Genomic DNA, 25627 nt, shown 5'->3' with positions numbered 1-25627 from the left:
TTAATCACCCATTAGCAGTGTTTCGCGGATATTGTCTAAATTGGTGTGGCGCACGTCTTTGCCTTTCACCAGATAGATCACGTATTCGCAAATGTTTTTGCTGTGATCGCCGATCCGCTCCAGTGACCGCGCACACCAAGTGACATTCAGGCTGTCTTTGATATAGCGCGGGTCTTCCATCATGCGAGTGAACAACTGACGTGAAATGGCATCAAATTCGTCATCGACTTGCTGGTCGTTTTTCACCACTTGCATGGCTTGGGCAACATCCAGACGCGCCAGTGCGTCCAGTGTGTCACTCAACATGGTTTTAACGTGTTCACTCAGATGGCGCAGGGAATTGTACAAATCGCCATAGGTCGGGGTTTCTGCCATTTCCACAGCATAGCGCCCGACTTTTTCGGCTTCATCACCAATACGCTCAAGGTCAGTGATGACTTTGATAATGGTGATCAGCAAGCGCAAGTCACCAGCAGTGGGTTGACGCCGCGCAATGATTTCGGCGCAATGTTCATCGAGGGCGATTTCCATTGCGTTGATTTCATGGTCGGAATACGCGACTTTCTCGCCTAAGGCACTGTCGCGTTCCAACAGCGCTTTGATGGCGTTGATGACTTGACTTTCGACCAAGCCACCCATTGTCATCAACTTACTGCGAGCTTCTTCCAACTCGCTATTGTATTTTTGCGACGTGTGTTGCGTTGTGTTCATGTCTTCCATATCCGTGCCGCCCTTAGCCGAAGCGACCTGTGATGTAATTCTCAGTCAACTGGTGTTGCGGGTTGGTGAACACGGTTTTCGTGTCGTTCAGCTCAACCAGATAACCCATGTGGAAGTAAGCGGTGCGTTGAGAAATCCGCGCTGCCTGTTGCATTGAGTGGGTTACGATGCAGATAGTAAAGCTTGCCCGCAATTCGTCAATCAATTCCTCGATAGTCGCGGTAGCAATCGGGTCAAGCGCGGACGTCGGTTCATCCATTAGGATGACTTCCGGGCTAACGGCAATGGTACGGGCAATACACAAGCGTTGCTGTTGACCACCGGAAAGGCCAGTGCCCGGTGATTGCAGACGGTCTTTAACTTCTTTGAACAAACCCGCTTTGGTTAAGCTTTGTTCAACGATGTCATCCAACTCCGAACGGCTGGTAGCCAGACCGTGCAGGCGTGGGCCATAAGCCACGTTGTCGTAGATGGACTTTGGGAACGGGTTCGGTTTTTGGAATACCATGCCGACACGGGCGCGGAGCAATACCGGGTCTTGCTCTTTTGCATGAACGTCTTCGCCGTCGAGCTTAATGTCGCCCGTGACTTTACAGCCTGCGATGGTGTCATTCATGCGGTTCAGGCAGCGCAAGAAAGTGGATTTACCGCAACCGGAAGGCCCGATCATGGCAATGACTTCATTGCGCCCGATGTCCATGTTGACATCGAAAATGGCTTGCTTGGTGCCATTGTAAAAAACGTTGACACCACGGCAGAAGAATTTCGCATCTTGACCGTCAAGGTAAGGGCGACCGATGGTACCCTTAATCTCATGCGCAAATTCTTCACGACCGCCAGCAGTAGGTTTGTGGGTTTGTGGCATTACTGCCGCATCATTCAAAGTTGCTTCTGTCATAACTATTACCAACGTCTCTCAAATTGTTTACGCAAGACAATTGCCAGCAAGTTCATGGTGATCATGAAAGCCAGCAGGATAATGATTGCAGCGGAGGTGCGCTCGGTGAAGGCACGTTCCGGGCTGTCAGCCCACAGGTAGATTTGCACCGGCAAAATGGTAGCAGGGTCGGTGATACCACCGGGCACATCGACGATAAAGGCTACCATGCCCACCATCAGCAGCGGTGCAGATTCGCCGACCGCGTGCGCCATACCGATAATAGTGCCAGTCAAAATACCGGGCATTGCCAAGGGCACCACGTGATGGAATACCGATTGGGTTTTGGATGCACCCACGCCTAACGCCGCTTCACGGATGGAAGGCGGTACCGATTTCAAAGCCGCACGACTGGCAATGATAATCGTCGGCAAAATCAACAAGGTCAACACGAAACTGCCGACGAGTGCCGAGGAGCGCGGCATCCCAAAAATCTGGATAAAAATTGCCAAGCCCAATAAACCGAAGATGATTGAGGGAACTGCTGCAAGGTTGTTGATGTTCACCTCGATGAAATCCACGAACCAGTTATTCTTCGGCGCGAACTCTTCCAGATAAATTGCTGCCATTACCCCAATCGGGAATGAGAACAGCAGAGTCAAACTCATGGTGTAAATCGACCCCATCAGTGCACTTAAGATACCCGCTTGTTCGGGTTCACGCGAATCACCGTTGGTGAAGAAGGTGGTGTTGAATTTGCTGGTGAGTCGATCTTCCGCTTCCAATTTATCCAACCATGTTAATTGGAAATCTTTGATGCGGCGATCAGCTTCTGGTGCAGTGCGATCGACATAACCCTTGTGGAACTGGTCAATGTCATCATCAGCCAATACCCACACCGATTGGTTAGTGCCAATCAATGTTGGGTCAGCCAATACCATGCGTTGCAATTCATAAGCCGCATCACCACTGACCAGTGACTTCAGTGCTTTCTTTTCCTTGCGGTCTTCCACATTGGGGATCAGATTTTGCAAACTGTTTTGAATCACGCTGCTGTAGTTAGCAGTGCGCAACTGCTCCGGTGTGGATTCAGCGGTAACGCCCAAGGCTTGCGCATCCAGCGTCACATCTAGCTTGATGTAGGTGCTGGTGAAGGCGGGCAAGCCTTTGCTGAAAATATTGACCATCAATAAAACCAGGAACAACAAGCTCAAGCTGATGGAGATAAAGCCATAAGCACGAAAGCGTTTTTCCCGTGCGTAACGCTTGCCGAGGCCAGCGCGAACTTTTTCAGTAATCGTGGTACTCATACAGACTCCTGTTTATTCGTACTGTTCACGGTATTTGCGCACAATGTGTAGCGCAAAAATATTGAGGATCAGGGTAATGACAAACAAAGCCAGACCCAATGCAAAAGCCGCGAGCGTTTTCGCGCTATCGAATTCTTGGTCGCCCGTTAGCAAGGTGACGATTTGCACGGTCACGGTGGTCACGGCTTCCAGCGGGTTGATGGTCAGGTTGGCAGACAAGCCCGCCGCCATCACCACGATCATGGTTTCACCGATAGCGCGTGACGCTGCCAATAAAAATGCACCAACGATGCCCGGCAATGCTGCTGGCAATACCACTTGTTTGATGGTTTCCGATTTGGTAGCACCCATGCCGTAAGAGCCATCACGCATTGCTTGCGATACCGCATTAATCACGTCATCCGAAAGTGACGACATGAACGGAATAATCATGACACCCATCACCAAGCCAGCGGCTAAAGCACTTTCAGACGCTACGCTCAAACCCACGTTTTCACCCAATTCACGGATGAACGGCGCCACGGAGAGTGCGGCGAAGAAACCGTAAACCACGGTTGGGATACCTGCCAAGATTTCCAACGCCGGTTTAACGTAAGCGCGAATCATCGGGCTGGCGTATTCTGACAAATAAATTGCTGACATCAAACCCAGTGGTACAGCAATGATCAGCGCGATAAAAGAAATCAGCATGGTACCCACGAAAAGCGGAATTGCCCCGAATGAACCGGAACCACCGACTTGATCCGCACGAATCGCGGTTTGCGGACTCCAGTGCGTGCCGAATAAAAATTCGGTTGCCGGAACTTGCCCGAAAAAGCGAATGGATTCAAACAGTACCGATAAAACAATGCCCACTGTGGTGAGAATTGCCAAGCCTGCACACAATATCATAATGTATTGGATAACGTGTTCGACTTGGTTACGCGCCCGGGTGACAGGTTTGACAAGGCGCAGCCCTAAAAGTAAACCGACGACAGCAATAACTAGCACCAGCAAGGTTTTTGCCATATTGCTAATGCCCTGTAAGCGTGAATATTCTTCTGCCGCCACCTTCATAGCCGGGTCGGTAATTGTTTCGACGCCATTAGCCACTAGATTGCGAATCTGGTTGCTGATTAAGCTCACTTGGTCGCTTGACTGATTGTGCAATTCAGCGGGCAAGTGTGCCAGCGTCATCTGGGTAATGATGGAGTCAGAAAACAGTGACCACACCAATAAAATAATCAGTGCCGGAATACCGCACCAAATAGCCACTAAATACCCGTAATAACTGGGCAAGGAATGCAGGTCATTACCGCCACGCTTCGCTGGGGTAGCCAGTGCGAGTGAGCGTTTACGGCCGATGTAATAGCTAAAGGCAGCTAGTACCGTTAGCGTCAGCAAGATACCCAAGGTACTCATGAAAACTCCTGTTTGGGACTGTTCGGTCTGGTTAAAAGAACGCGCCCCGAATTGTAGACGCGCAATATGACGTTATTGTTACAGGTAGTTAATCGTTTTATGCCGCCTGCAACAAACCGACGTCACTGACCGGACGACGCTGTAAGCTGCCTTGCACAAAATGCCGGTGATAACGGGTATTCAGATTATTAACATCCAATAATATAAAGATGTCGGCGACATTAAAATCGGGATCGAGGCACGGTTCGCCCGCTACCCATGCGCCGAGTTTCAAATAAGCTTTTAACAAGGGCGGCATTATAACTTTGGCGGCAGGTTGCGCCGGTAACAAATGCATTAACGGTTTAACACGTAACTCGGCAGGCGCGAGATTATGAGCGCGTGCTTCTTGCATAATCGCTGAGGCTTGAGCACCGCCGTCATTCATGCTGATGCTGGCGCAACCGAACATAAAGTCGACTTGGTGCATTTCCATGAATTGCGCCAAACCTAACCACAACATGCCAATCCCCGCACCATTGCGGAAATCGGGATGGATGCAGGTGCGCCCAATTTCAATCGCATTGCCCTTCAGTTGGGGGAACAAGCCGTGCAAATCGAATTCGTTTTCGGAGTAAAAACTGCCTGCTTTCTGTGCATTTGGCGTGGTGAGAATACGGGTAGAACCCACTACTTCGTGATTATCCGTGCGCCGCACCAACAGATGATGGCAATAATCGTCGTAATGGTCACGATCGATACCTTCAGCCGCGCTTTCTAATTGTGCGCCCTGCTCTTTAGCGAAAATTTCATAACGCAGGCGTTGGGAGGCGTAGATGTCTGCCGGGGTGCTGGCGAGTTCTACTCTAATCGGTGGTAATGGGATAGCGGCGGTCATAGGTCAAACTCCTTTCATAATATCGCGCCAGCTTATGAAAGGAGTATGACAGGGAGATGACGGTTATTTTGCAGAGACGTTAAATATCCTGAGTAGGCATGAGTGAAATCAGTGATTATTATCTTCCTATGCTGAAAAGAATATAGCGTATTAACACAATTGTCACACAAGCGTCATTTTGCCGTCATTCCCAAGCCTTAGCCTCGCTACCACGATTTGATTTTGTTAGTGAGAGTTTCATGGCAGGTATTTCCGACGCAATGCGCGATGCAGTGCATCAACACGCTCCAACCTCTTTGATGGGGATGCAGCAACGTTTATTTAGTTTTTGGTTTAACAGCTTCATTTACAACCAGATTTGGGAAGACCCTACGGTTGACATGCAGGCATTGGAATTGACATCGGAAAGCCGTATTCTCACGATCGCTTCGGGTGGCTGCAATGTCTTGAATTACTTGACTGCCGACCCCGCACACATCACGGCGATCGACCTGAACCCTTACCATTTGTCGCTAACGCGCTTGAAGTTGAAGGCACTGAAATATTTGCCAGATCACGCTACCTTCTACGATTTCTTCGGTTACGCTGATCGCGCCACGAACCCGGCGCATTACGAACAGTACATCCGCCCGCACATGGATGCTGAGTTGGATGCATTCTGGCAAGGCCGCAGTATTTTAGGGCAGAAGCGCATTCATATGTTCCGTGACGGGCTGTATCGCCAAACCCGCTTCGGTTACTTCATGCGCCTCCTGCATTGGATTGCCCGCCGCACCAATTATCAACCGGAAAAAATCCTTGCCGCCACTAGCTTGGATGAGCAGCGCACCATTTTCGGCGAACACATTGCGCCATTCTTTGACAATAAAGTGGTAAAGTTTTTGGGTAAACTGCCAATGTCAGTATTCAGCTTGGGCATCCCGCCGCAGCAATACAAGGCGATGAAAGAGCAGGGCAATCTGATTGAGCAATACCGCGAGCGGGTCGAACGCTTGGCGTGTGACACCCCAATTCAGAACAATTATTTTGCATGGCAAGGTTTTAGCCACAGCTACGATCATGAAAAGCGTCAAGCGATTCCTGATTACCTCAAAGCTGAAAACTACGACGCTATCCACAGTCAGTTGGGCAAAGTCGATACACACCTCGGCTCAATGATCGACTTTTTGGAACAGCAAGCCCCACACAGTTACGACCGTTTCGTGTTCCTCGATGCGCAAGACTGGATGACGGATGACGTCCTCACCCAGTTGTGGACGCAAGTTGCCCGCGTCGGCAAGCCGGGGACGCGCATTATCTTCCGTACCGCCGCCGCTGAATCACCACTGGAAGCCGCCTTACCTGCCGAGTTACGCAGCCAGTTTGTGTACGAAGCCGAGCTTTCTGCGTTGCTGTTTAAGCAAGACCGTTCGGCGATTTACGGTGGTTTTCACCTTTACCGCAAGGCCGATTGATCATGGATGCCGCACAAAAAATGGATCAGCAGTACCGTTACCAACGGTACGTTTACGACTTATCCCGCAAGTATTATTTGCTAGGGCGCGATGCGTTATTGGCAGAAATTCCGTTACAGCCGGGTGAAACCGTGCTGGAGATCGGCTGCGGCACCGGGCGCAATCTCGCGAAGCTGGCGTATCGTCAACCCCGCGCCAAGCTTTACGGCATTGATGCGTCTGAAATGATGTTGGCGACCGCCCGCGAGAATTTGCGCAATACCTTGTATGCCAAACAAATCACCTTACAGCAAGGGTTGGCGGGGCAGATCGATCACACCAGTTTTGGGTTGGAAAAACCGTTTGACCACATTGTATTTTCGTATGTGCTGTCGATGATCCCCGGTTGGCAGGATGCGCTGGAACACGCTTTAAGCATCCTCAAACCCGGTGGTTGTTTGCACGTGGTGGATTTTTCCGACCAGCAAACCATGCCCGCGTGGTTTCGCAAGCTGCTGTTGCAGTGGTTGGCATGGTTCAATGTCCACCCTGATCCGGCAGTTCCGGCGTATTTGGAGCAAATGGCAGCCCGTCATCATGAGCAACTGCGTATCCGCCATTTGAGTGGGCGTTACGCGGTATTGGCGCATTACCAGAAAGGGGGGATTCCCAATGAGCATCAACCAGAACTTCCGCAAATATCGCAGTATCTGGATTTCTGATACACACCTCGGTTCGCGTGGGTGTAAAGCCGAGTTTTTGCTTGATTTTCTGCAACACAATCAATCCGACCATTTGTATTTGGTTGGCGATATTATTGACGGCTGGGCCTTGCGCAAACGCTGGTATTGGGACGCGTTCCACGACCAGATTGTGCACCTGTTGTTTGAACGGGCGCAACGTGGCACGCAAGTGACCTACGTCAGTGGTAATCACGATGAGTTTCTGCGTCCGTTTATTCATCACCGGATTACTGCGATCAGTTTGGAAGACGAAGTGGTGCATACCACGGCGGATGGGCGCAAGTTTCTGGTGCTGCACGGCGACCAATTTGATGGCGTGATGCAATTTGCACGCTGGTTGGCAATTCTTGGTGATTGGATGTACGAGCGTTTGCTGGTGGTAAACAATGTGTACAACCGTCTGCGGCGGCGCATGGGGTATCCGTATTGGTCACTTTCGGCGTACCTCAAGCACAAAACCAAGTCGGCGGTGAATTTCATCTCAGCATTTGAGGAAACGCTGGCGAAAGAAGCAAAGCGGCGCGAATTGGATGGGATTATTTGCGGGCATATTCACCATGCTGAAATCCGCGATATTGACGGTGTGTTGTATTGCAACGATGGTGACTGGGTGGAAAGTTGCACCGCGCTGGTGGAAGAATGGGATGGCAGTTTGCACGTGGTGCATTGGACCGATACCAAAAGTACCGCTGCTGAATTGTGTTTGCCGGTTGGGGCATCTGAGCCGGTAGCCGCTTAAACAAACTCTTAATGCCACAAACATAAAAAAGGGAGCATCCATGCTCCCTTAACTTTTTAGTAAATCTTTGTTATGGACTACTTTATTATTTCAGTGCGCTTGCTGATAGTGGTGTCAATGCAGCAGCAGCAGCCATGGTGGCTTTCTTTTCAGCTTCAGGCATGGCAACCAAGCCTTTTTCAGCCAGATAGCCGTCTGCACTCAGTGCTGCTTCACTGGTGAATTCAGCCATGTATTCTTTGATACCCTTAACTTGACCAACGTGGCTGTTTTTCACGTAGAAGAACAGTGGGCGTGACAGTGGGTATTTGCCGGTAGAAATGTTGTCGTAGCTGATTTCTGTGCCGTCAATGGTGGCTGCTTGCAGGTTGTCACGGTTCTGGTCGTAGAAGCTGTAACCGAAAATGCCAAATGCACTAGGGTTAGCTTTCAGTTTTTGCACGATCAGGTTGTCGTTTTCACCCATTTCAATGAAGTGACCGTCTTCACGGACTTCTTTGTAAAGCTTCTTGAAAGCAGCACTGTCTTTCTTTTCCAGTTCAGGAATGCCTTTGAAGTTCAATGCACCCTTTTTCATGCCCAAGCTAACCAGTGCGTCACGTGTACCAGAAGTAGCCGGTGGACCGAGAACTTCAATTTTTACGTCTGGCATCGCAGGGTTGATTTGCTTCCAGGTGGTGTAAGGGTTTGGAACAAATGTGCCGTCAGCAGTCGGAACATTTTTTGCCAAAGCCAAGAACAAATCACGGCGTGAAATGTTCAGGGGTTCACCTGATTTTGCGCTACCGATGGTAATACCGTCGTAACCGACTTTTACTTCAGTGACAGCATCAACGCCGTTTTTTGCACAAGTTTCCAGCTCTTTCTTTTTCATGCGGCGGGAAGCGTTAGTGATGTCTGGGGTTTCGATGCCAGCGCCAGCGCAGAACAGTTTGAAGCCGCCGCCTGAACCGGTAGATTCAATTTTAGGAGCAGCACCGCCGCTCTTTTTGGCAAACTGTTCAGCAACAACAGTAGCAAAAGGGTATACCGTGGAAGAACCGACGATTTCAATGTTGTCGCGTGCTTGTGCAACGCCAGCAGCAGCCGCCAGACCCAAGGCGATTGCCAATGTAAGTTGTTTCATTCTAAAGCTCCTTAAAAAGAATCCAGGATGGATTTGCGCGAATCGTAGAGCGTTTTAATGAACGTTTTATGGCGGTTATATTAAGAAATGATGACAATGCTTGCTCAGGGGGCTGTCATCAAGCTGCAATGCCCGCAGCGTAGCATGAATCAAAACCAAGGATTCGGAGTAAGCACCATGGATAATCAAACTTTGCTGACCCAATTGCTCCGTTTGCGCGAGCAAGCGGTAAGCTTTGCGGCACAACACGCGGATGCTGAACGGGTTCAGCCCATGCACCGGGCATCCGCGCACAATTTATTGCATTACCTCGCGCTGCGCAGCCACGAGCTGCGGGAAGTCCAATTCGGTCTGATTGAACGCGGCTTGAGTTCTTTGGGCGTGTTGGAGTCGCACACGCTGGCTACCTTGAATAGCGTGATTGCGGCCTTGGAATGCTTGCAAGGGCAAGCACCGAGTGCCGCACCCTTTGCCCCCGTGAGTGTGGCAGACAGCAAAACACGCTTGGAACACGCCAGCACTGCCTTGTTTGGGGAAAGCCCGGCACAGCGCGATGTGCGCATTATGGTGACGATGCCAACCGAAGCGGCAGAAGGCCATGCTTTGCTCAGTCATTTGTTGGAGGCAGGTATGGATGTGATGCGCATCAATTGCGCCCATGATAACGCCGATACTTGGCAGCAAATGATCGGCAATTTGCGTTTGGCAGAAGCCAGCACGGGCAAAACTTGCAAAATCGAGCTTGATTTGGCAGGCCCAAAATTACGCACCGGCACGATCCGTGCCGTGGGGCGCGTCGTCAAACTCAAGCCGCTGCGTGATTTGTTTGGGCACGTGTACATGCCGGGGCGCATCTGGCTAGTGCCTGAAGGCGAGGAAGCAGTAGCGGATGATTTCCCCACCTTGGAAGTCAGCGGCAAAACATTGGCAGAATCGCAGCCGGGCGATCACATCCTGCTTACCGATGCCCGCGAAGCCAGCCGCGAATTCCGCATTGTCGCCAAACACCAGCACGCCCGTTTGGTGACGACTGAAGATACCGCGTACTTGCAGGAAAATACCAAGCTGGTATTCGAGCGTCATGGCAAAAAACTTGGCAAAGGCGCTTTGGTCAATGTGCACGAAGTGATTCCCCCATTAATACTGCAAGTGGGCGACCATTTGCTCCTCACCCGTGATGATGAGCCGGGCATTCCCGGAGAACACGATGCAGACGGGGCGCAAATCCAAGCTGCCCGCATTCATTGCACCTTGGCGGAGGCGTTTAGTGCGGTGCAAGCAGGCCAGCAAGTGTGGCTGGATGATGGCAAAATCGGCGGCACAGTAGAAACCAGCGACGGCGACACCATCGGCTTAATCATTACGCATACGCCGCCCGGTGGCGCAAAGTTGCGCTCGGAAAAAGGCATTAACTTTCCCGATACTGTATTCCACACGTTGGCGCTTACCGAGAAAGACATAACCGATTTGGAGGCCATGGCAGGTAAAGTGGACATGGTGGCCTTGTCGTTTGTGCGCACTCCGCAGGATGTGGCAGACCTGCAAGCCCACTTGCAGCGCCTTGACATTCCTGACACTGGCATTGTCCTCAAGATTGAAAACCGAGCAGCATTTGAAAATTTGCCTGCTATTTTATTGGCTGCGCTGCGCTCCTCCACGGTTGGGGTGATGATTGCGCGGGGTGATCTGGCGGTGGAAGTTGGTTTCGAGCGCTTATCCGAAGTGCAGGAAGAAATTTTATGGTTGTGCGAGGCCGCGCACGTTCCAGTAATTTGGGCAACGCAAATTCTGGAAGGCATGGCGAAAAAAGGTGCGCCATCCCGCGCTGAGGTCACTGATGCGGCAGTGAGCATTCGCGCCGAATGCGCCATGCTCAATAAAGGCCCGCACATTGTCGAAACGGTGCGTTTTTTGGATGGTATTTTGCAGCGCATGGAAAGCCATTACCACAAACGCCGCTTAATGATGCGCCCGCTCAGCGTGTGCCAACATTCTTTACAACTCAATCATTAACGGAGGCTGGGCTATGGCTGATACCGATGATGCCACTATCTGTTACCGGCGTTTGGACGTCGATCGCATTAAACAAACCACGGAGAAATTGTGTATTCGGATACACGAACGTTTTCCGCACGCCAATTTGCTCAAGGTGTGCCATGAGTTAAACCACCAAGTGGATGCGCTGAAAGCCAAGGCGTGTTGGATCGCTTGCCCCAGTTGGTGGCTGCGTGGCGTGATGTTGCTCTCCGCGTTGCTGGTGTTGGGGGTTCCTCTATGGTTTACCTGGTCGCCACTTCAGGCGTTATTGTCGAATCGCGTCGCCGAACCGGGGGATTTCTTGCAGGCAGTCGAAGCGGTGTTGAGCGGCACGTTTCTGTTGGGCTTGTGGATATTGTCGCTGATCACCTTGGAGCAGCGTTTCAAGCGCAGTCGGGCGTTGGCGGCGATTCACGAGTTACGCGCTTTAGCACACGTGGTGGATATGCACCAGTTGACTAAAGACCCCAGCTACATTCTCAATAAAGCGGCTCGCACGGCATCATCACCACCGCGCAACCTTGGGGCGTTTGAACTGATCCGTTATTTGGATTATTGCAGTGAAATGCTGTCAATTATTGGCAAGCTGGCGGCGTATTACGCGCAGAACTTCAATGATTCGATACTGTATGATGCGGTCAACGACGTGGAATCGTTGACCAATGATTTGTCGCGCAAGATTTGGCAAAAAATTGCGGTATTGCACGAATACCAGCAAGAGCAAGACGAGAATTAATGCTTTACGATCTTTGAAAACATTTGAATGATAACCACGCCGATAATGATCATGCCCATGCCAATCACGGCGGGTAAGTCCAGGCGTTCGTCGTACATGACAATGCCAATGATGCTGATCAACACAATTCCCAGCCCTGACCATACGGCATAAGTGAACCCCAATGGCAGGGTACGCAGGGCGAGTGTCATGAAATAAAACGCGAAGCCGTAACCCACCACCATGATCAGCGTCGGAATGGGCTTGGTGAATTCTTCCGTTGCCCGCAGCGAACTGGTGGCAATGACTTCAGCGACGATAGCAAGCGCAAGGTAAAAATAAGACATAAGTTAGGGTTTAGTGCTACATAATGACGAACCCGTATGATAAACGGATTATGAGTGTTATGGCATTTGATTCTTACCAATTATCGTCTTGTCATCAGGATGTATTAGAGTTTTGTTATATTCCTGCACGACAAGCCCCCTTAGAGTGACGTTAATATGAATGATAAAAAACATTGTGCGATGGATACGCGTGATTTAGTCACGTTGCTGGCTGATTTGGCAGAGCAGATCGAAATTTTGATTGGCAAAAAAGGTGCCGTCAGCGTGTTTCGTTATGCAGGCAAGCAAATGGGTAAGCGCTTAGGCGCCGGGCAATCCGGCGATGCAGAGATGGCGCGTGACGTTGTGGCGAAGTTTTTCCAAGACAAAGAATTTATGGATGGTGTATTACTGGACGGCAATAACGCCGAATTGAGCGGTTGCCGCATTGGTTCGGTGCTGCGTGAGCGCGGCATTGCGGCCGGTTCCCACGCGCTGTGTCACTTTGGATTTGGTTTGATTGACGGTGTGACCGAAGCGGTGACCGGGCGTAAAATTATTACGCTGCACGTGTCCTCGGAATACCACGATGAAGGCATTACCTGTCGCGAAACATGGTAATTCATGTCAACTAAGCGGGGTGGCATCAAACTTGCTTAACATTGCCGTGTGACAATACCGCCACTTCACGTTTAGGAACACGGATCATGAGCCTCAAAAAACAATACCTGAAAACGCGTCCTGCTTGCAAAGTAACGTTTCGCGTCCATAAGTCTGCTGCCCAAGCCGCTGCGACCATTCATTTGGTTGGCGATTTTAACGCGTGGGACGCACAGGCAACCCCGATGACGCCACTAAAAAACGGTGAATTCACCACGGTGTTGGAACTGGATACCGCGACGCCGCAATACCAGTTCCGCTACCTGCATGACGGCTGTCGCTGGGAAAATGACTGGGAAGCGGACGGTTATGCGACCAATGGTGTGGATGGTGAGAATTCCATCGTTCGCGTATGACCCAAAATAGGGTATAAACACAGGTTTCGGTAGCGTAGTAAAGGAACGCGGATGCCTGTCAGTTTTACCCACGGTTTTGCTTTTGACCCCAGTTACGGGTATTCGTTGAATGATCTACTCGCGGTTAGCCCGCCACCACCACCGGCTGATTTTGCGGATTTTTGGCAAGCTCGTTACGCGCGAGCGTTGCAGACGCACCCGCGCCCGCGCATTACGCACACGGGAACGGCGCAGCACGGTTATGAAGTGTACGATTTGCGCTACTGCTCTACCGATCATTTCATTATTCGTGGCTGGGTATTGATTCCGCAACAGCAGCCGGTGACACGCGCATTGGTGTTTGGGCACGGTTACGGCGGTTGTGATGGCGCGGATTTTCGCTTGCAACCGGCAGGTACCGCCTTGTTATTTCCATGCTTGCGGGGCTTGGCGCGTAGCCAGCATCCACCGTTATCGGCGAATCCGGCGTTTCATGTGTTGCATGACATCGACAAGCGCGATCGCTATGTGATCGGCGGTTGTGTGGATGACCTTTGGTTGGCGGTGTCGGCGGCGCAGGCACTCTTTCCGGCAACGGTGGGGCATATCGGTTATGCGGGGATTAGTTTCGGGGGCGGGGTTGGGGCGTTGGCATTGCCGTGGGATGCGCGGATTCAGCGGGCGCATGTGAATGTGCCGACGTTTGGGCATCAGCCCTTGCGCCTGACGTTGCCGACGATTGGCAGTGGCGCAGCAGTGCAGCGTTACCAGCAACAGCACGGGAATGTGTTGGATACCTTGCAATATTACGATGCGGCGAGTGCAGCGCAATGGATTCAACAACCGATGCACGTGGCGGCAGCTTTGTTTGACCCTGCCGTGGCACCACCGGGGCAGTTTGCGGTGTACAACGCTTTGCCGGGTGAGAAAACGCTGTTTGTGTTGGAGGCCGGGCATTTTGATTACCCTAAGCGCGTGGCGCAGGAACAGCAGTTATTGCAAGAATTGGCAGGATTTTTCGCACTACTTTAAAACGCCTGCAACATCAGCCGCTTATGATGCGCCCATCGAAATCATGATTATCGCCAACAAGTAAGCAGGTCAGGTCAATGCAACGCGAATATCACCGCTGGCACAGCCCTCGCATGGGACGCACGATGGAATTGTTAGTCTTCGGGCACGCAGGCGCAAAGGTGTTGGTGTTCCCTACCCGCGACGGGCGTTTTGACGAATACGAAAAGTTGCGCATTGTGCAGCAACTTGCGCACAAGATTAACGCGGGGCAGTTGCAACTGTTTTGTGTGGATAGCGTGGATCACGATGCGCTGTATTGTTTTTGGAAACACCCCGCCGAGCGCATCCGTCGTCACATGCAGTTTGAGGATTACATCCTGCATGAGGTGTTGCCGTTTATGCAACACAAGAACCAACATCCTTGCACGATTGCGCACGGCTGTAGTTTGGGGGCGTTTCATGCCGCGAATATTGCATTCCGCCACCCGCATTTGTTTCAGAAACTGTGTGCGTTTTCCGGGCGTTATGACTTGACGATGCAGACGGAAAGTTTTTCCGACCTGTTCAATGGCTATTACGACGAGAATGTGTATTTCCACACACCGACCCATTTTTTGCCGAATCTGCATTGCGAGCAGCGCTTACAGCACTTGCGGCAAATGGATATTGTGTTGGTCATCGGCAAGGAAGACCCGTTTCTGGGCAATAACCACCATCTGAGTCATATTTTGCACAGCAAGAACGTTCCGCACCAGTTGCACGAATGGAATGAACGTGCCCATCGCGGCTATTACTGGCGACGTATGGCACCGTTGTACGTGTGATTTTACGCGACACCATTTTGTCACACAGAAACGTTACTATCTTGCCGTGTTTAAGAATGTTTTAATTTTCACCCCAGATAATACGAGGAGTCTGAATGAATCACGAAGACAATGCAGCGCAAGACAGCCGCGACTGGCTACAAGCGGAACTGGACGATACCTTGGATGACATGTTCGAGATGGAATTCAGCGAACCCATGCTCAGCGAGGAAATCCGCAAAATCTACAAGCGCCAGCACCCGGATATGTTGGATAACCGCACTTATTACACCAACCTGCTGCGCCTCCAGTCTGAGCTGATCAAGCTGCAATACTGGGTTGAGAAGACCAATGCCAAAGTGCTGATTATCTGCGAAGGACGTGATTCCGCAGGCAAGGGCGGTGTCATCAAGCGCATTACCCAGCGTTTGAATCCGCGTGTTGCCCGTGTGGTGGCCTTGCAAAAGCCGAGTGACCGCGAAATGACCCAATGGTATTTCCAGCGTTACGTGCCGCATTTACCTGCGGGCGGTGAGATCGTGCTGTTTGACCGTTCTTGGTACAACCGCGCTGGCGTTGAGCGGGTGATGGGGTTTGCGTCCGAAAATCAGGTTGAACAATTCCTTCAGGATGTACCGGAATTCGAGCGCATGTTGGTGCGTTCCGGCATTATTGTGCTGAAATACTGGTTCTCGATTACGGATGAAGAGCAGCAATTGCGCTTCCTAACCCGTATTCATGACCCGATGAAACAGTGGAAACTCAGCCCGATGGATTTGCAATCGCGTGTGCGTTGGGAAGATTACACCAAGGCGAAGGAAGAAATGTTCGAGCGCACCAATATCCCCGAAGCGCCTTGGTACATCGTCGAAGGCAATGACAAGAAGCGCGAACGCCTGAACTGCATCGAGCATATTTTGTCGAAAATTCCGTATGAAGACGTTGCTACTGAGAAAGTGACGCTGCCTGAGCGGGTGTTCAACCCGGATTATGAGCGTCGCACCTTGCCGGATGATCTTTACGTGCCGAAGATTTATTGATTAGGGCTGAAGAAACCCCTCCAAACCTCCCCTTGTCAGGGGAGGCTTTTTTCTACCACTTACTTGATGATATTGCCCAAGTTGATCAACTGGGTTTCACCGTTGTTGTCTTTCACACCATCGTTGTCGTTGATGATCAAGACATTGCCATTGGCGAGTACGGCTGAACCTTCGATTTTTTCCATGACCGGGCTGCCAGTGGCTTTCAGGTCTGGCAGGATGTCGCGTACCAAGGTCTTGGCAACCGTTGCACCAGCCGCTACGCCGTTGGTGTCGATGCGGTACAGGCGTTTAATGGCAGCATCCGGCCCGCCTTGGTTATCACGCTCGACCACCAAGAATTGACCGTTGCCGAGTGAAGTCAAGTCAGACAAACCGACCCAGCCGCCGTTTTTGGACGCGACCGCATCCAGTGGGTAAAACACAAAGCTCCAAGTTTTCGTTGCGGTGTCGTAGATGCCGATGCGTGGGTTGGCTTCCTTGTTCCAAGCACGTTGCACCGCGACATAGACACGCCCGTTGTATTCCGCCACGCCTTCAAAGCCGAAACGGATTTGCTTGCTACTAATGTCGGCTGGCAGCGGGATGGCTTGCTGGATAATGCCGTTAGCGTCAGTTTTGAACAGCAGGTTAGCGCTATTGACGGGGCGTGCTGCTTCACCAACCGTACCCGCACCTTCGGAGGCAATCCAGAAACCGCCATCGCTGGCAACCGCAATGCCTTCGGGGTCAAGGTTGACGGTTTTGTCGGCGTTGATCATGGCTTTCAGGTCGGCACTGTCAAACACGTCTTTGCGGGTTTCACTGTCGGCTTTGGCAGCCGCATCAACCGTGGCAACGGGCAAACTTCCCAGCACATTGTTCAGGTCACTGATTTTGGCAGCAACGCTTAGCTTGGCAGGCTTGCTAGAAATATCCAGTTTGAAAATGCGGTTTTGCTGGTAAACGCTGTCTTCGATGGCGTACACCGCGTTGGCATCATTCGGCGTCGCAGCAAGACCTGACATCGCACCCCACGCTACCGGATTGCCACTGGCATCACTGCCGGACATGACGGTTGGGTAAGCAGCGGCTTTGTCTTCGTAACGGTAAATGTTCAGCGTTGAGCGAATCACGTCAGCACGCGCATCGACTTCGCTGGCAGCAATCAACAAATTGCGCGATGGAATCGCCAGCACACCTTCCGGCCCTGAACCCGCTGGCAACACTTGTTTCAGTACAGGTTTGCTGTTGTCGTTGGCGTTGTAGACGAAGACTGAGTTGGAACGTTCGGACGCAACAAACAGGAATTTATTGGATTCAAAAGTGCCAAAATCGGCATTTTCCGGTTCGTTACCTTTGTTTTTGGAGCGATCATCGGGGTAGTGACCCATGCGGATGGCTTGGTGATCCATGCTATTGCCCGCTGCAAACACCACTTCGCCTTTGGTATTGAAAATGGTGAAACCACGGCTGCCACCCAACCAGTCGCCTTCGTCAGCGGTGACGAACAAGTCGGTGGATAACCAGGTTACGCCATCCGGTTCACGCGCAATGGCACTCAATGCGCCATCGGTGGTAATCAGGGCAGGCGCTTCTTCTTTGATGTCGATTTTGTCGAGGTCTACTGAGCCTGCATTGAAATGGTTGGTGATTTTGCCATCGACCAAGTTCACCAACGCAATGTGGTTGTTTTCTTGTAAGGTCACGACCGCGACGTTATTGCTGTTAATGTCAACGTATTCCGGCTCTGGGTCGCCAGAGGCAACGGCGGCTAAGCCGCTCATGTCCACTTTGCGGCTTGTCCAGGCGCTGGGTTCGCCCTTGAGGTCGATGATCATCAAATAACCGGCAGGTGCTTGGGGAATCGCACCGTCATTCACGTCTTCATCGCGTTCGTTTTCGATGGCAATGGCGGCGTAATTACCGTCAGGGCTAACCGCTACGGAATCCGGTTGACCGCCAAGGTCGAGGGAGGCAACCACGGTTTTGCTGCTCAGGCTGACCACATCCAGTTTGCCGCTGGCATTGATGAAGTCGGCGGAGGTGTTGACACCGACCAGCGCGTAATTGCCTTTGACGGCAACGGAGGTCGGTTCGCCGCTCATTTTCAGTTTGCCAGCGGCTTTGGGTTTGGTCGGGTCGGTGATGTCAACGAAACCGATGGATTTGCTAGGGCTGTCGCTGTAAATCAGTGTCATGCCATCGGTGCTGGCGGCGACGATTTCAGCAGCGGTTTCGTCAGCAACATTGCAGTCAGCATCCAGTTGCAGGCATACCGGAAACGAGGCAACACGATTGAAATTTTTGGTGGTGCTGGTCGCTGGGGTGGTGTTGTCTGTGGCGGTGCTGGTTTCGTTGTTGTTATCGTTGCAGGCACTTAAGCCGAGTGTGACCGCGAGCGCGAGGGCGCACAGTTTTAGGGAAACAGGTAGGCGCATGAAGGACTCCATAGCTGGGGATGATAGAAATAAATGATTGTTGGCGGTTTGGATGAAGGTTGTTTGACGAAAATATGACGTTTTGGTGAAACAGCAAGCAGTGGGAAATGGAACGCACACTGGGTAAGCCTGTGCCATAATTCAGCCATTCGCATGAGATGGGAGCATTGGGATGGCAGACGCCTCGCAAACCGCACAGATTTTTCTCAGTTACAGCCGCACCGACAAAGAGGCGGCGAAAACCTTGCGCGAACGGCTAGAACAAGCCGGTTTTAGCGTGTTCCGCGACGAAGAATCCATCCGCATCGGTGACAACTGGCTGAAAAGTTTGCAGGATGCAGTGCAAGGCTGTGCCGCCTTCGTGCTGCTTGTCGGGCGTGACGGCGTGCAGCAGCAACGTTGGGTGGGGGCGGAAGTCGAAGTCGCCCTCAGTCGCAAGCTGTCGCCGCACGATGACCGCGAACGCTTGCCAATTTTCCCGGTGTTGCTGCCGGAAGGCGTGTTTGAGGATTTGCCGGTATTTCTGCGGCAAATCCAAGCCAGTGTCTGGCATCCCGATAGCTGCGATTTGCCGTCGGGATTGCGTGAGGCATTGCAGGCGCGGCAAGGTTTGCAGCCAAGCCCAAGGTTGCTCAAGGGCGACCCCTACCGTGGCTTGAGCTATTTCCGCCGCGAAGATGCTGACCGCTTTTTCGGGCGGCATGAGGAAGTGTTGCACGCCTTGCAAAAACTCGGTTATGCCGATGTACCTAAGCCGGAAACCAGTGCCATTCTCTCCACATCCGTTTATTACTACTGGCTGCAAATCCACGCTGCGAGCGGGGCGGGCAAGTCGTCGCTGGTGCGTGCCGGGATGTTGCCGAAAATCGAACAGGGTTTATTGTGGCGGCGTACTGGTTATGCCGACTGGAAAATTCTGGAGCCGCTGATTCCGGGTGAGAAGCCGGTGGAGATGTTGGCGGAAAAGCTGGCGAAGGCGTTTCCGCAGCAAGACATGGATGGCTGGTTGGGCAAGCTCAACCGTGCGGACAAACCAGCGGCTTTGGCACATGCACTGCGTCCGCTGCTGCCCGCAGGCAGTGCGGTGTTACTGGTGGTTGACCAGTTCGAGGAATTGTTCACGCTGGCTGAAGAGTCAGAACGCCGCCAGTTTGACCGCTTGCTGGCAACGGCGCTGGCTGACCCGGATTGCCCGCTGTTTTTGATCAGCACCATCCGTTCGGATTTCCTTGACCGCTTTGAATACCTGCCGGAACTGCTCAAGCTGTACAACACCCTCAAGGGCGATTACCTGTTGCCGACCATGACCGAGGCCGGTTTGCGCGAGCTGATTGTGTATCCGGCACGGTTGGCGGGTTTGCAGGTGGATGAGGGGCTGGTGGAGGCAATGGTGCGCGATGCGCGGGGTGAACCGGGGGCGTTGCCGCTGGTGGAAAGTGCGCTGGCGGAATTGTGGAACGAGGCGCAAACCCACGGTAGCCAACGCTTGAGCCGGGCGTATTACGAGCAGAACAATGGTGTGGTGGGGATGTTGGCAAAGCAGGCGGATGCGCTGATCGGCAGTCTGGGCGAACGCGGGCGCAAGCAGGCGCTGGATTTGTTGCTGGCGTTGACGCGCATCAATGAGGGCGGGCGGCATACACGGCGGCGCTTGTTGCGGGCGGATGCGGTGCATGAGGCTGGCGGCGGGAAGCAGGGCGAAAAGGTGGTGCAGGTGCTGGCGGGCGAACGGGTACGGCAGGGCGGCGGGCAGGTGGGGCCGTTGCGCTTGATTGTGACGGATGGGGAGACCCTCACCCCCAGCCCCTCTCCCGGAGGTAGAGGGGAGCAAGAGGGCGGTTTCGTTGAGTTGGTGCACGAAATGTTGGTGCGCCCCAGTGACCGCAAGGATGCACAAGGTCGCGCCATCGGTTATTGGCCGACGTTGTTCAACTACGTGTTTGATAACCGTGACCGCGATTACCAGCGCCAGCAGTTGCAGGTGGATGCGCAACGCTGGCAGGAACGCAAGCGGCTGGGGCGTTGGTTCGGGATGGCGGGGTGGCGTGATTTGCGGGTGTTCAGGCATCAGCGCCCACGGCCTGAGAGTGTGGAGGGGCAGTATTTGCGGCGTAGTCGGTGGGTGGCGTGGGGGCAAACCGCGTTGCTGGCAGGTTTGTTGGGTGTGTTGGCGGAATCGGCGTGGTGGGCAGATCAGCACAAATTGCCGTTTAGTTATGCATTGATCAAACCCTTATGGACGCTCGGCTATGCTCCGCCGTTACCGGCAATGTCCGAAGTCATCCCGCCGGGCAAGTTCACGATGGGTTGTGTGGACGGGCGTGACAATGTGGAAGGTGTTGAGAAATGTGATGAGAATGCTGGTTATGGTGGCGAAGCGTCTGCCCACGAAGTCACCCTGACCCAACCTTTCCAACTTGGTAAATACGAAGTCACTTTCATGGAATACGACTACTACGTGTGGGATCAGCAGCGCAAGGGCAAGGCGGTGGACTATCCGTCTGATGCGGGTTTTGGGCGTTACCGTCAGCCAGTGGTGAATGTGAGTTGGGACGATGCCACTGCTTATATTGGGTGGCTGAACGAACGGACGGGCAAATCTTACCGTTTACCGACCGAAGCCGAATGGGAATATGCTGTCCGTGGTGGGAAGGATGATACGGCGTATCCGTGGGGCAAGACGATGAGTGAGGGGAAAGCCAATTGCGCCGATTCTGATTGTAAGGATGCTTATCCCAATACCGCTCCCGTGGGGAGTTTTCCTGCTACTGCGTTTGGGCTGTATGACATGAGCGGGAATGTGAAGGAATGGTGTGAAGATTGGTATGGTGAGTATGCTGCCTCTTCTGTCAGCGACCCGAAGGGTGCTGCTCGTGGCACTTTCCGCGTGTTGCGCGGTGGCTCGGGGCGCTACGATGCACTGAACGTGCGTTCCGCTACCCGTCTCAGCAACACGCCGGGCAATCGGGACTACGATAACGGTTTCCGGCTTGTTCTCCCCTAGGTCAAGTTGAGCCAAGCAGGGCGGCTTTAGCCGCAATAGGCTGCCGGAGGCGGCTCTTGTGGCGCGGGCAGCGTAGCCAAATGCAGGGGCGTGTCGGAGCAGCCCCGGCGTTTGGTGGAGCAGACCGCGCCATTCTTCGGGGTGCAGGGGCAGCGCCCCTGCCGCCGTTTTGGTATTAAGCGGCACGCTTGAGATGCAGCTTGATGTCCAAATCATCCCAAGGCACAAAAACACTGCCTTCGTCACTGAGTTCAATCAAGCCATTTTCCCGCAAACGCTGCACATCACTGTGGACATTGCTGTAGTCACGCTTGAGCAATTCAGCCAGTTTTTTGATGGAAAGCATCCCTTCTTTTGCCAGCCGGTTAACCAGTTCCCAGCGTTTGGGGGTCAGGTTGGCAAGCAATTGCTCCATAACATATGTGATCAAAATACCATGATGGTTTACGATGAACGGCTTGAATCACAACTATTGTATGGGAAGATTATCCGCATGAATGAAATTTATACGTTACTGATTGAGCTTGAAGATGGTGTATTCCGTAGTGATGCCTCTTTCCCCATTGTCTGGAAACGCACTGTCGAGTTTAACGCCGACACGACATTGAATATGTTGCACAATTTCATCCAGCAGGAAGTCGATTTTGACGATGACCATCTGTACGAATTCTACGTTGCCAAAAAATCCCGCTCGAAAAAAGCACGTCAGTTCACCTGCGAAGGCACAACCGAAGAGGACAACCGGGCATTCTGGCAGGAGCATTTTCCCGACAAGGAATACGGTACAGCGCCCTGGATCAAGGAGCCGTGGATACGCGAAGAGCCGCTGGGTACACCGCTGAATCAGGTTTTTCCTTTACCCACAGGCAACTTCCTGTTTTACCTGTTCGATTACGGTGATAGCTGGCGTTTCAAAATCAGAAAAACCAATCGTAAGCAGCAGTTTGCGGCGGAGGGTGTGGAGTATCCGCGAGTGGTTGGAGCAGAAGGGGAAAACCCGAAGCAGTACCCGATGTGGGATGATGACGAGGATGTGGATGTAGAGGAATAACCCGACATGCAAGGCCAACGCATCCCCATGACCATTAGATGTACCTCCGCCTGAAATACGTTTGGTATCGCAATGAAATGTGGCGGCATTGATGCTTGTATTACCGCAATGTTTGAATTACCATTTTTATAATTAAGTAATTCAAGGAGTGCCGCTATGCGCAGCACCATCACCTCCCGTGGACAAACCGTCATTCCCGCCGAAGTTCGGCGTTTTTTCCACCTATCCGCGACTGACCGTCTCGAATGGGTGATCGAAAACAACACCATCCGTGTCATTCCTGTGCGGGAAAATCCTATCGACGCTTTCCGGGGCGGTAGCAAACGGAAGGGATCAGTTGAGCGCTTGTTGGCAGAACGTGCTTTCGACAAGGAGCGGGAATGAAGCGTTACCTGCTGGATACCTCTGCATTGCTTGCTTTGTGGGATGAAGAAGAGGGTGCGGATACCGTCAGCGATATTCTTCAGCAGCGCGAAAATGGGCAGGCTAAATGCTTTGCCTGTTTCATGAGCCAGATGGAAATTCTCTACCGTGTCTGGAAGGATGAGAACGAGCAAGCGGGACGGCTGGCGTATGAACAGTGCAAATCCCTGCCCATCGAATGGGTTCACGAATCGACGGAACTGCTCGAAAAGGCGGCTCAACTGAAAGCCACTTGCCGGGTGTCACTGGCAGATGCGTGGATTGCTGCCAGTGCCTTGCTGCACGGTGCGACGCTGGTACACAAAGACCCGGAATTTGAAACAGTCCAGTGCCAACAGTTGGCGTTGCCTTATAAGCAGACCAAGATTCACGAAGACAAGGGCGACTATCAGCTACTGATGTAGTACACATTATCACAAAAACATCACCAAACATTCGCACCCCTGTAACGCTTCAGTCAGCACCATGCACCGGATTCTCAACGTTTCCCACGGAGCGCCCCATGAAGCTGAAAAACGTCCACAGACCTTGGTCATTGAGTATTCTTTTAGCCTTATCTGCCAGTGTCCTGCTGGTTTCCGGCTGCAACAACAATGATGAAGCCGCCACCACGAGCGATACGACTAACACCACCAGTGCGGCGAAAGCCACCCTCGCTATCCTCGCTACCACCGACGTCCACACCAATATCCTGTCTTACGACTACTACAAAACCACCGAAGACAAGACCATTGGTCTGGAACGCACCGCCGCCCTGATCCAACAAGCACGGGCGCAATACCCCAACAGCATCCTGCTGGACAATGGCGACACTCTGCAAGGCACGGCAATGTCGGATTATCAAGCGGCAGTCAAGCCCGTGACGTGCGGCGAAACCGCTGCTCAAATCAAAGTGATGAACTACTTGCGTTACGATGCAATGGCTTACGGCAACCACGAATTCAACTACGGTCTGCCTTGGCTGGATCAAGTGACCGGCAAGAACGGCTGCACGGGCGCTAATTTCCCCATCGTGGTTGCCAATGTGCTGAATGCCGATGACAAAAAGCCACGTTACCCTGCAACCACCATCGTCGAAAAAACCATCGACGGCAAACCGCTTAAGATCGGTGTTTTCGGCGTTACCCCACCGCAAATCGTCTTGTGGGATAAGCGCCATCTGGATGGCAAAGTCATCACCGAAGGCATCAAAGAAGGCGCGACCAAAGCCGTGGCAGAACTCAAAGCCAAGGGTGCTGACATCATCGTTGCGCTCAACCACGGCGGCATGACCAAACAACCGTACTCGGCAGACTTGGAAAGCGCCGGTAACTACGTGGCAGAAGTACCCGGCATTCATGCCATGATCATGGGGCATTCCCACAGCTTTTTCCCGGATGGCAAAGCCTACGCCGATATTCCGAAAGTGGATAACAAAACCGGCAAAGTGAATGGTGTACCTGCGGTGATGCCCGGTTTCTGGGGCAACCATTTGGGCGTGATCACGCTGGAGCTGGAGCAAAAAGACGGCAAATGGTCTGTTGCCAGTTCCAAAAGCGAAATCCGCCCGATTGCGATTAAGGATGCCGCAGGCACAACCACCGGCTACGTCGCACCCGATCCACAGGTGAAAACACTGGTGCAAGCGGAACACGACGCCACCGTCACTTACGTCAGCACCCCGATTGGCACGAGTGAAATGCCGATTGCCAGCTTCTTCTCGCATGTGGGGGATACCACCGCGCTGGAGCTGATCAATAAGGCGCAAACCCGTTACGTCAATGACTACGTGAAAGCCAATTTGCCGCAATACGCCAGTTTGCCGGTGTTGTCAGCCGCAGCACCGTTTAAGATGAATTTCCGGGGGTCGGGTTACACCGATATTCCTGCGGGTGGGGTGGCAATCAAGAACGTCGCCGATTTGTATCTTTACCCGAATACCGTGCAAGCGGTAAAAATTGACGGTAAAGCGGTTAAAGCTTGGCTGGAAAAATCCGCGCAATATTTCAAGACCATTGACCCGACCAAGGCCGAGGCTCAGGAGCTGATTGATACCACTTTCCCGTCCTACAACTTTGACGTGATAGATGGCGTGACGTATGAGATTGATGTTGCCGCCGCCGTGGGCAGCCGCATCAAGAACCTGAGTTACCAAGGCGTGCCAGTGACGGATGCGCAGGAATTCATCGTGGCAACCAACAATTACCGTGCTTCGGGCGGCGGTGGGTTTGCCGGTTTGAATGGTAGCCAAACGATTTTTGAATCACCGGATACCAACCGCGACATGATTGTGGAATACATCAAAACCACCAAAACCCTGACCAAAGCGAATAGCGGTGCGGATAAGAACTGGCGTTTTGCCCCGACACTGACCGGCGGCGCGGTCACGTTCAAATCGGCTTGCGACAAGCTGGCAGTAGCGACGGCTGATGGCATTGCCAATGTGACCCAAACCAGTGCGGCGAAAGACGAGAACGGTGACTGTACTTACAGCATCGACTTGAGCAAGTAAGCCCTTTTTTGAGCGACCGCCTAGCCATCAAAACCTGTTGTCACCCAACTGCCGTGTTTAACATGGCAGTTTTTGTGAGGGT

General features: G+C 52.5%; 24 protein-coding genes. 15 read left to right on the top strand and 9 right to left on the bottom strand.

Annotation, left to right across the window (positions count from 1 at the left end; genetic code table 11):
• From phoU to L3K52_14380, 5 genes are all read right to left on the bottom strand, one after another.
• Positions 1–711: a phosphate signaling complex protein PhoU gene (phoU, locus tag L3K52_14400; GenBank protein ID UOG91378.1), complete on the bottom strand. Its 711-nt coding sequence runs from the start codon at positions 709–711 to the stop codon at positions 1–3.
• Between the two features lie 22 nt (positions 712–733).
• Positions 734–1618 (bottom strand): phosphate ABC transporter ATP-binding protein PstB, encoded by an 885-nt coding sequence (pstB, locus tag L3K52_14395; protein UOG91377.1) that lies wholly within the window; start codon positions 1616–1618, stop codon positions 734–736.
• A gap of 5 nt (positions 1619–1623) precedes the next feature.
• Complete coding sequence (gene pstA, locus L3K52_14390; protein ID UOG91376.1) at positions 1624–2907, bottom strand: phosphate ABC transporter permease PstA; 1284 nt, start codon at positions 2905–2907, stop codon at positions 1624–1626.
• A gap of 12 nt (positions 2908–2919) precedes the next feature.
• The gene (gene pstC / locus L3K52_14385) at positions 2920–4308 is read right to left on the bottom strand and encodes a phosphate ABC transporter permease subunit PstC (GenBank protein UOG91375.1); all 1389 of its coding nucleotides are present in this window, start codon (positions 4306–4308) and stop codon (positions 2920–2922) included.
• A gap of 97 nt (positions 4309–4405) precedes the next feature.
• Positions 4406–5185, bottom strand: a complete 780-nt coding sequence (locus L3K52_14380; GenBank protein ID UOG91374.1) for a GNAT family N-acetyltransferase — start codon at positions 5183–5185, stop codon at positions 4406–4408.
• Between the two features lie 239 nt (positions 5186–5424).
• Between L3K52_14380 and L3K52_14375 the strand changes: the two genes are divergently transcribed.
• From L3K52_14375 to L3K52_14365, 3 genes are read left to right on the top strand one after another with little or no spacing between them, the layout of a single operon-like run.
• Positions 5425–6639: a DUF3419 family protein gene (locus tag L3K52_14375; protein ID UOG91373.1), complete on the top strand. Its 1215-nt coding sequence runs from the start codon at positions 5425–5427 to the stop codon at positions 6637–6639.
• Between the two features lie 2 nt (positions 6640–6641).
• On the top strand, positions 6642–7340 hold the full coding sequence (locus tag L3K52_14370; GenBank protein ID UOG91372.1) for a class I SAM-dependent methyltransferase: 699 nt from the start codon (positions 6642–6644) through the stop codon (positions 7338–7340).
• On the top strand, positions 7291–8100 hold the full coding sequence (locus L3K52_14365; GenBank protein UOG91371.1) for a UDP-2,3-diacylglucosamine diphosphatase: 810 nt from the start codon (positions 7291–7293) through the stop codon (positions 8098–8100). The genes L3K52_14370 and L3K52_14365 overlap by 50 nt, the downstream gene beginning before the upstream one ends.
• Positions 8101–8185: 85 nt before the next feature.
• On the opposite strand, the gene L3K52_14360 is transcribed toward L3K52_14365, so the two are convergent.
• The gene (locus L3K52_14360; GenBank protein UOG91370.1) at positions 8186–9226 is read right to left on the bottom strand and encodes a substrate-binding domain-containing protein; all 1041 of its coding nucleotides are present in this window, start codon (positions 9224–9226) and stop codon (positions 8186–8188) included.
• 177 nt (positions 9227–9403) lie between these two features.
• On the opposite strand from L3K52_14360, the gene L3K52_14355 reads away from it, so the two are divergent.
• Both L3K52_14355 and L3K52_14350 read left to right on the top strand, forming a co-directional pair.
• Positions 9404–11239 (top strand): pyruvate kinase, encoded by a 1836-nt coding sequence (locus L3K52_14355; protein UOG91369.1) that lies wholly within the window; start codon positions 9404–9406, stop codon positions 11237–11239.
• Positions 11240–11252: 13 nt separating this feature from the next.
• Entirely contained in the window at positions 11253–11999 is a 747-nt protein-coding gene (locus tag L3K52_14350) for a hypothetical protein (GenBank protein ID UOG91368.1), read from the top strand.
• On the opposite strand, the gene L3K52_14345 is transcribed toward L3K52_14350, so the two are convergent.
• Positions 11996–12325: a multidrug efflux SMR transporter gene (locus L3K52_14345; GenBank protein ID UOG91367.1), complete on the bottom strand. Its 330-nt coding sequence runs from the start codon at positions 12323–12325 to the stop codon at positions 11996–11998. The genes L3K52_14350 and L3K52_14345 overlap by 4 nt on opposite strands.
• A gap of 156 nt (positions 12326–12481) precedes the next feature.
• Between L3K52_14345 and L3K52_14340 the strand changes: the two genes are divergently transcribed.
• From L3K52_14340 to ppk2, 5 genes are all read left to right on the top strand, one after another.
• The gene (locus L3K52_14340; GenBank protein ID UOG91366.1) at positions 12482–12925 is read left to right on the top strand and encodes a hypothetical protein; all 444 of its coding nucleotides are present in this window, start codon (positions 12482–12484) and stop codon (positions 12923–12925) included.
• 86 nt (positions 12926–13011) lie between these two features.
• Positions 13012–13320 (top strand): isoamylase early set domain-containing protein, encoded by a 309-nt coding sequence (locus L3K52_14335; protein ID UOG91365.1) that lies wholly within the window; start codon positions 13012–13014, stop codon positions 13318–13320.
• Between the two features lie 51 nt (positions 13321–13371).
• Complete coding sequence (locus L3K52_14330; GenBank protein ID UOG91364.1) at positions 13372–14331, top strand: acetylxylan esterase; 960 nt, start codon at positions 13372–13374, stop codon at positions 14329–14331.
• A 77-nt stretch (positions 14332–14408) separates the two neighbouring features.
• A complete protein-coding gene (locus L3K52_14325) occupies positions 14409–15137 on the top strand; it encodes a hypothetical protein (protein UOG91363.1) in 729 nt (242 codons plus the stop codon).
• A gap of 95 nt (positions 15138–15232) precedes the next feature.
• The gene (ppk2, locus tag L3K52_14320) at positions 15233–16156 is read left to right on the top strand and encodes a polyphosphate kinase 2 (GenBank protein ID UOG91362.1); all 924 of its coding nucleotides are present in this window, start codon (positions 15233–15235) and stop codon (positions 16154–16156) included.
• 59 nt (positions 16157–16215) lie between these two features.
• Here the strand turns inward: ppk2 and L3K52_14315 are convergent, their stop codons facing one another.
• A complete protein-coding gene (locus L3K52_14315; protein UOG91361.1) occupies positions 16216–18576 on the bottom strand; it encodes an esterase-like activity of phytase family protein in 2361 nt (786 codons plus the stop codon).
• Between the two features lie 172 nt (positions 18577–18748).
• On the opposite strand from L3K52_14315, the gene L3K52_14310 reads away from it, so the two are divergent.
• Complete coding sequence (locus L3K52_14310; GenBank protein UOG91360.1) at positions 18749–21580, top strand: SUMF1/EgtB/PvdO family nonheme iron enzyme; 2832 nt, start codon at positions 18749–18751, stop codon at positions 21578–21580.
• 175 nt (positions 21581–21755) lie between these two features.
• Here the strand turns inward: L3K52_14310 and L3K52_14305 are convergent, their stop codons facing one another.
• Positions 21756–21995 carry a hypothetical protein gene (locus tag L3K52_14305; GenBank protein ID UOG91359.1) on the bottom strand — a complete coding sequence of 80 codons (240 nt, stop codon included), beginning with the start codon at positions 21993–21995 and terminating at the stop codon, positions 21756–21758.
• A gap of 78 nt (positions 21996–22073) precedes the next feature.
• Here L3K52_14305 and L3K52_14300 point away from each other — a divergent pair, with 78 nt between their 5' ends.
• The 4 genes from L3K52_14300 (at position 22074) to L3K52_14285 (ending at position 25545) form a co-directional block, all read left to right on the top strand.
• A complete protein-coding gene (locus L3K52_14300) occupies positions 22074–22631 on the top strand; it encodes a plasmid pRiA4b ORF-3 family protein (protein ID UOG91358.1) in 558 nt (185 codons plus the stop codon).
• A 156-nt stretch (positions 22632–22787) separates the two neighbouring features.
• A complete protein-coding gene (locus tag L3K52_14295; GenBank protein UOG91357.1) occupies positions 22788–23015 on the top strand; it encodes an AbrB/MazE/SpoVT family DNA-binding domain-containing protein in 228 nt (75 codons plus the stop codon).
• Complete coding sequence (locus L3K52_14290; GenBank protein ID UOG91356.1) at positions 23012–23458, top strand: PIN domain-containing protein; 447 nt, start codon at positions 23012–23014, stop codon at positions 23456–23458. The genes L3K52_14295 and L3K52_14290 overlap by 4 nt, the downstream gene beginning before the upstream one ends.
• A gap of 98 nt (positions 23459–23556) precedes the next feature.
• Positions 23557–25545 carry a bifunctional 2',3'-cyclic-nucleotide 2'-phosphodiesterase/3'-nucleotidase gene (locus tag L3K52_14285; GenBank protein UOG91355.1) on the top strand — a complete coding sequence of 663 codons (1989 nt, stop codon included), beginning with the start codon at positions 23557–23559 and terminating at the stop codon, positions 25543–25545.
• The last annotated feature ends 82 nt before the right edge of the window (positions 25546–25627 follow it).

Origin of the sequence: Candidatus Thiothrix sulfatifontis, from assembly GCA_022828425.1 — a bacterium.
In the GTDB taxonomy this organism is placed as follows: Bacteria; Pseudomonadota; Gammaproteobacteria; order Thiotrichales; family Thiotrichaceae; genus Thiothrix; species Thiothrix sulfatifontis.
This window is presented reverse-complemented; position numbering and strand designations above follow the sequence as displayed.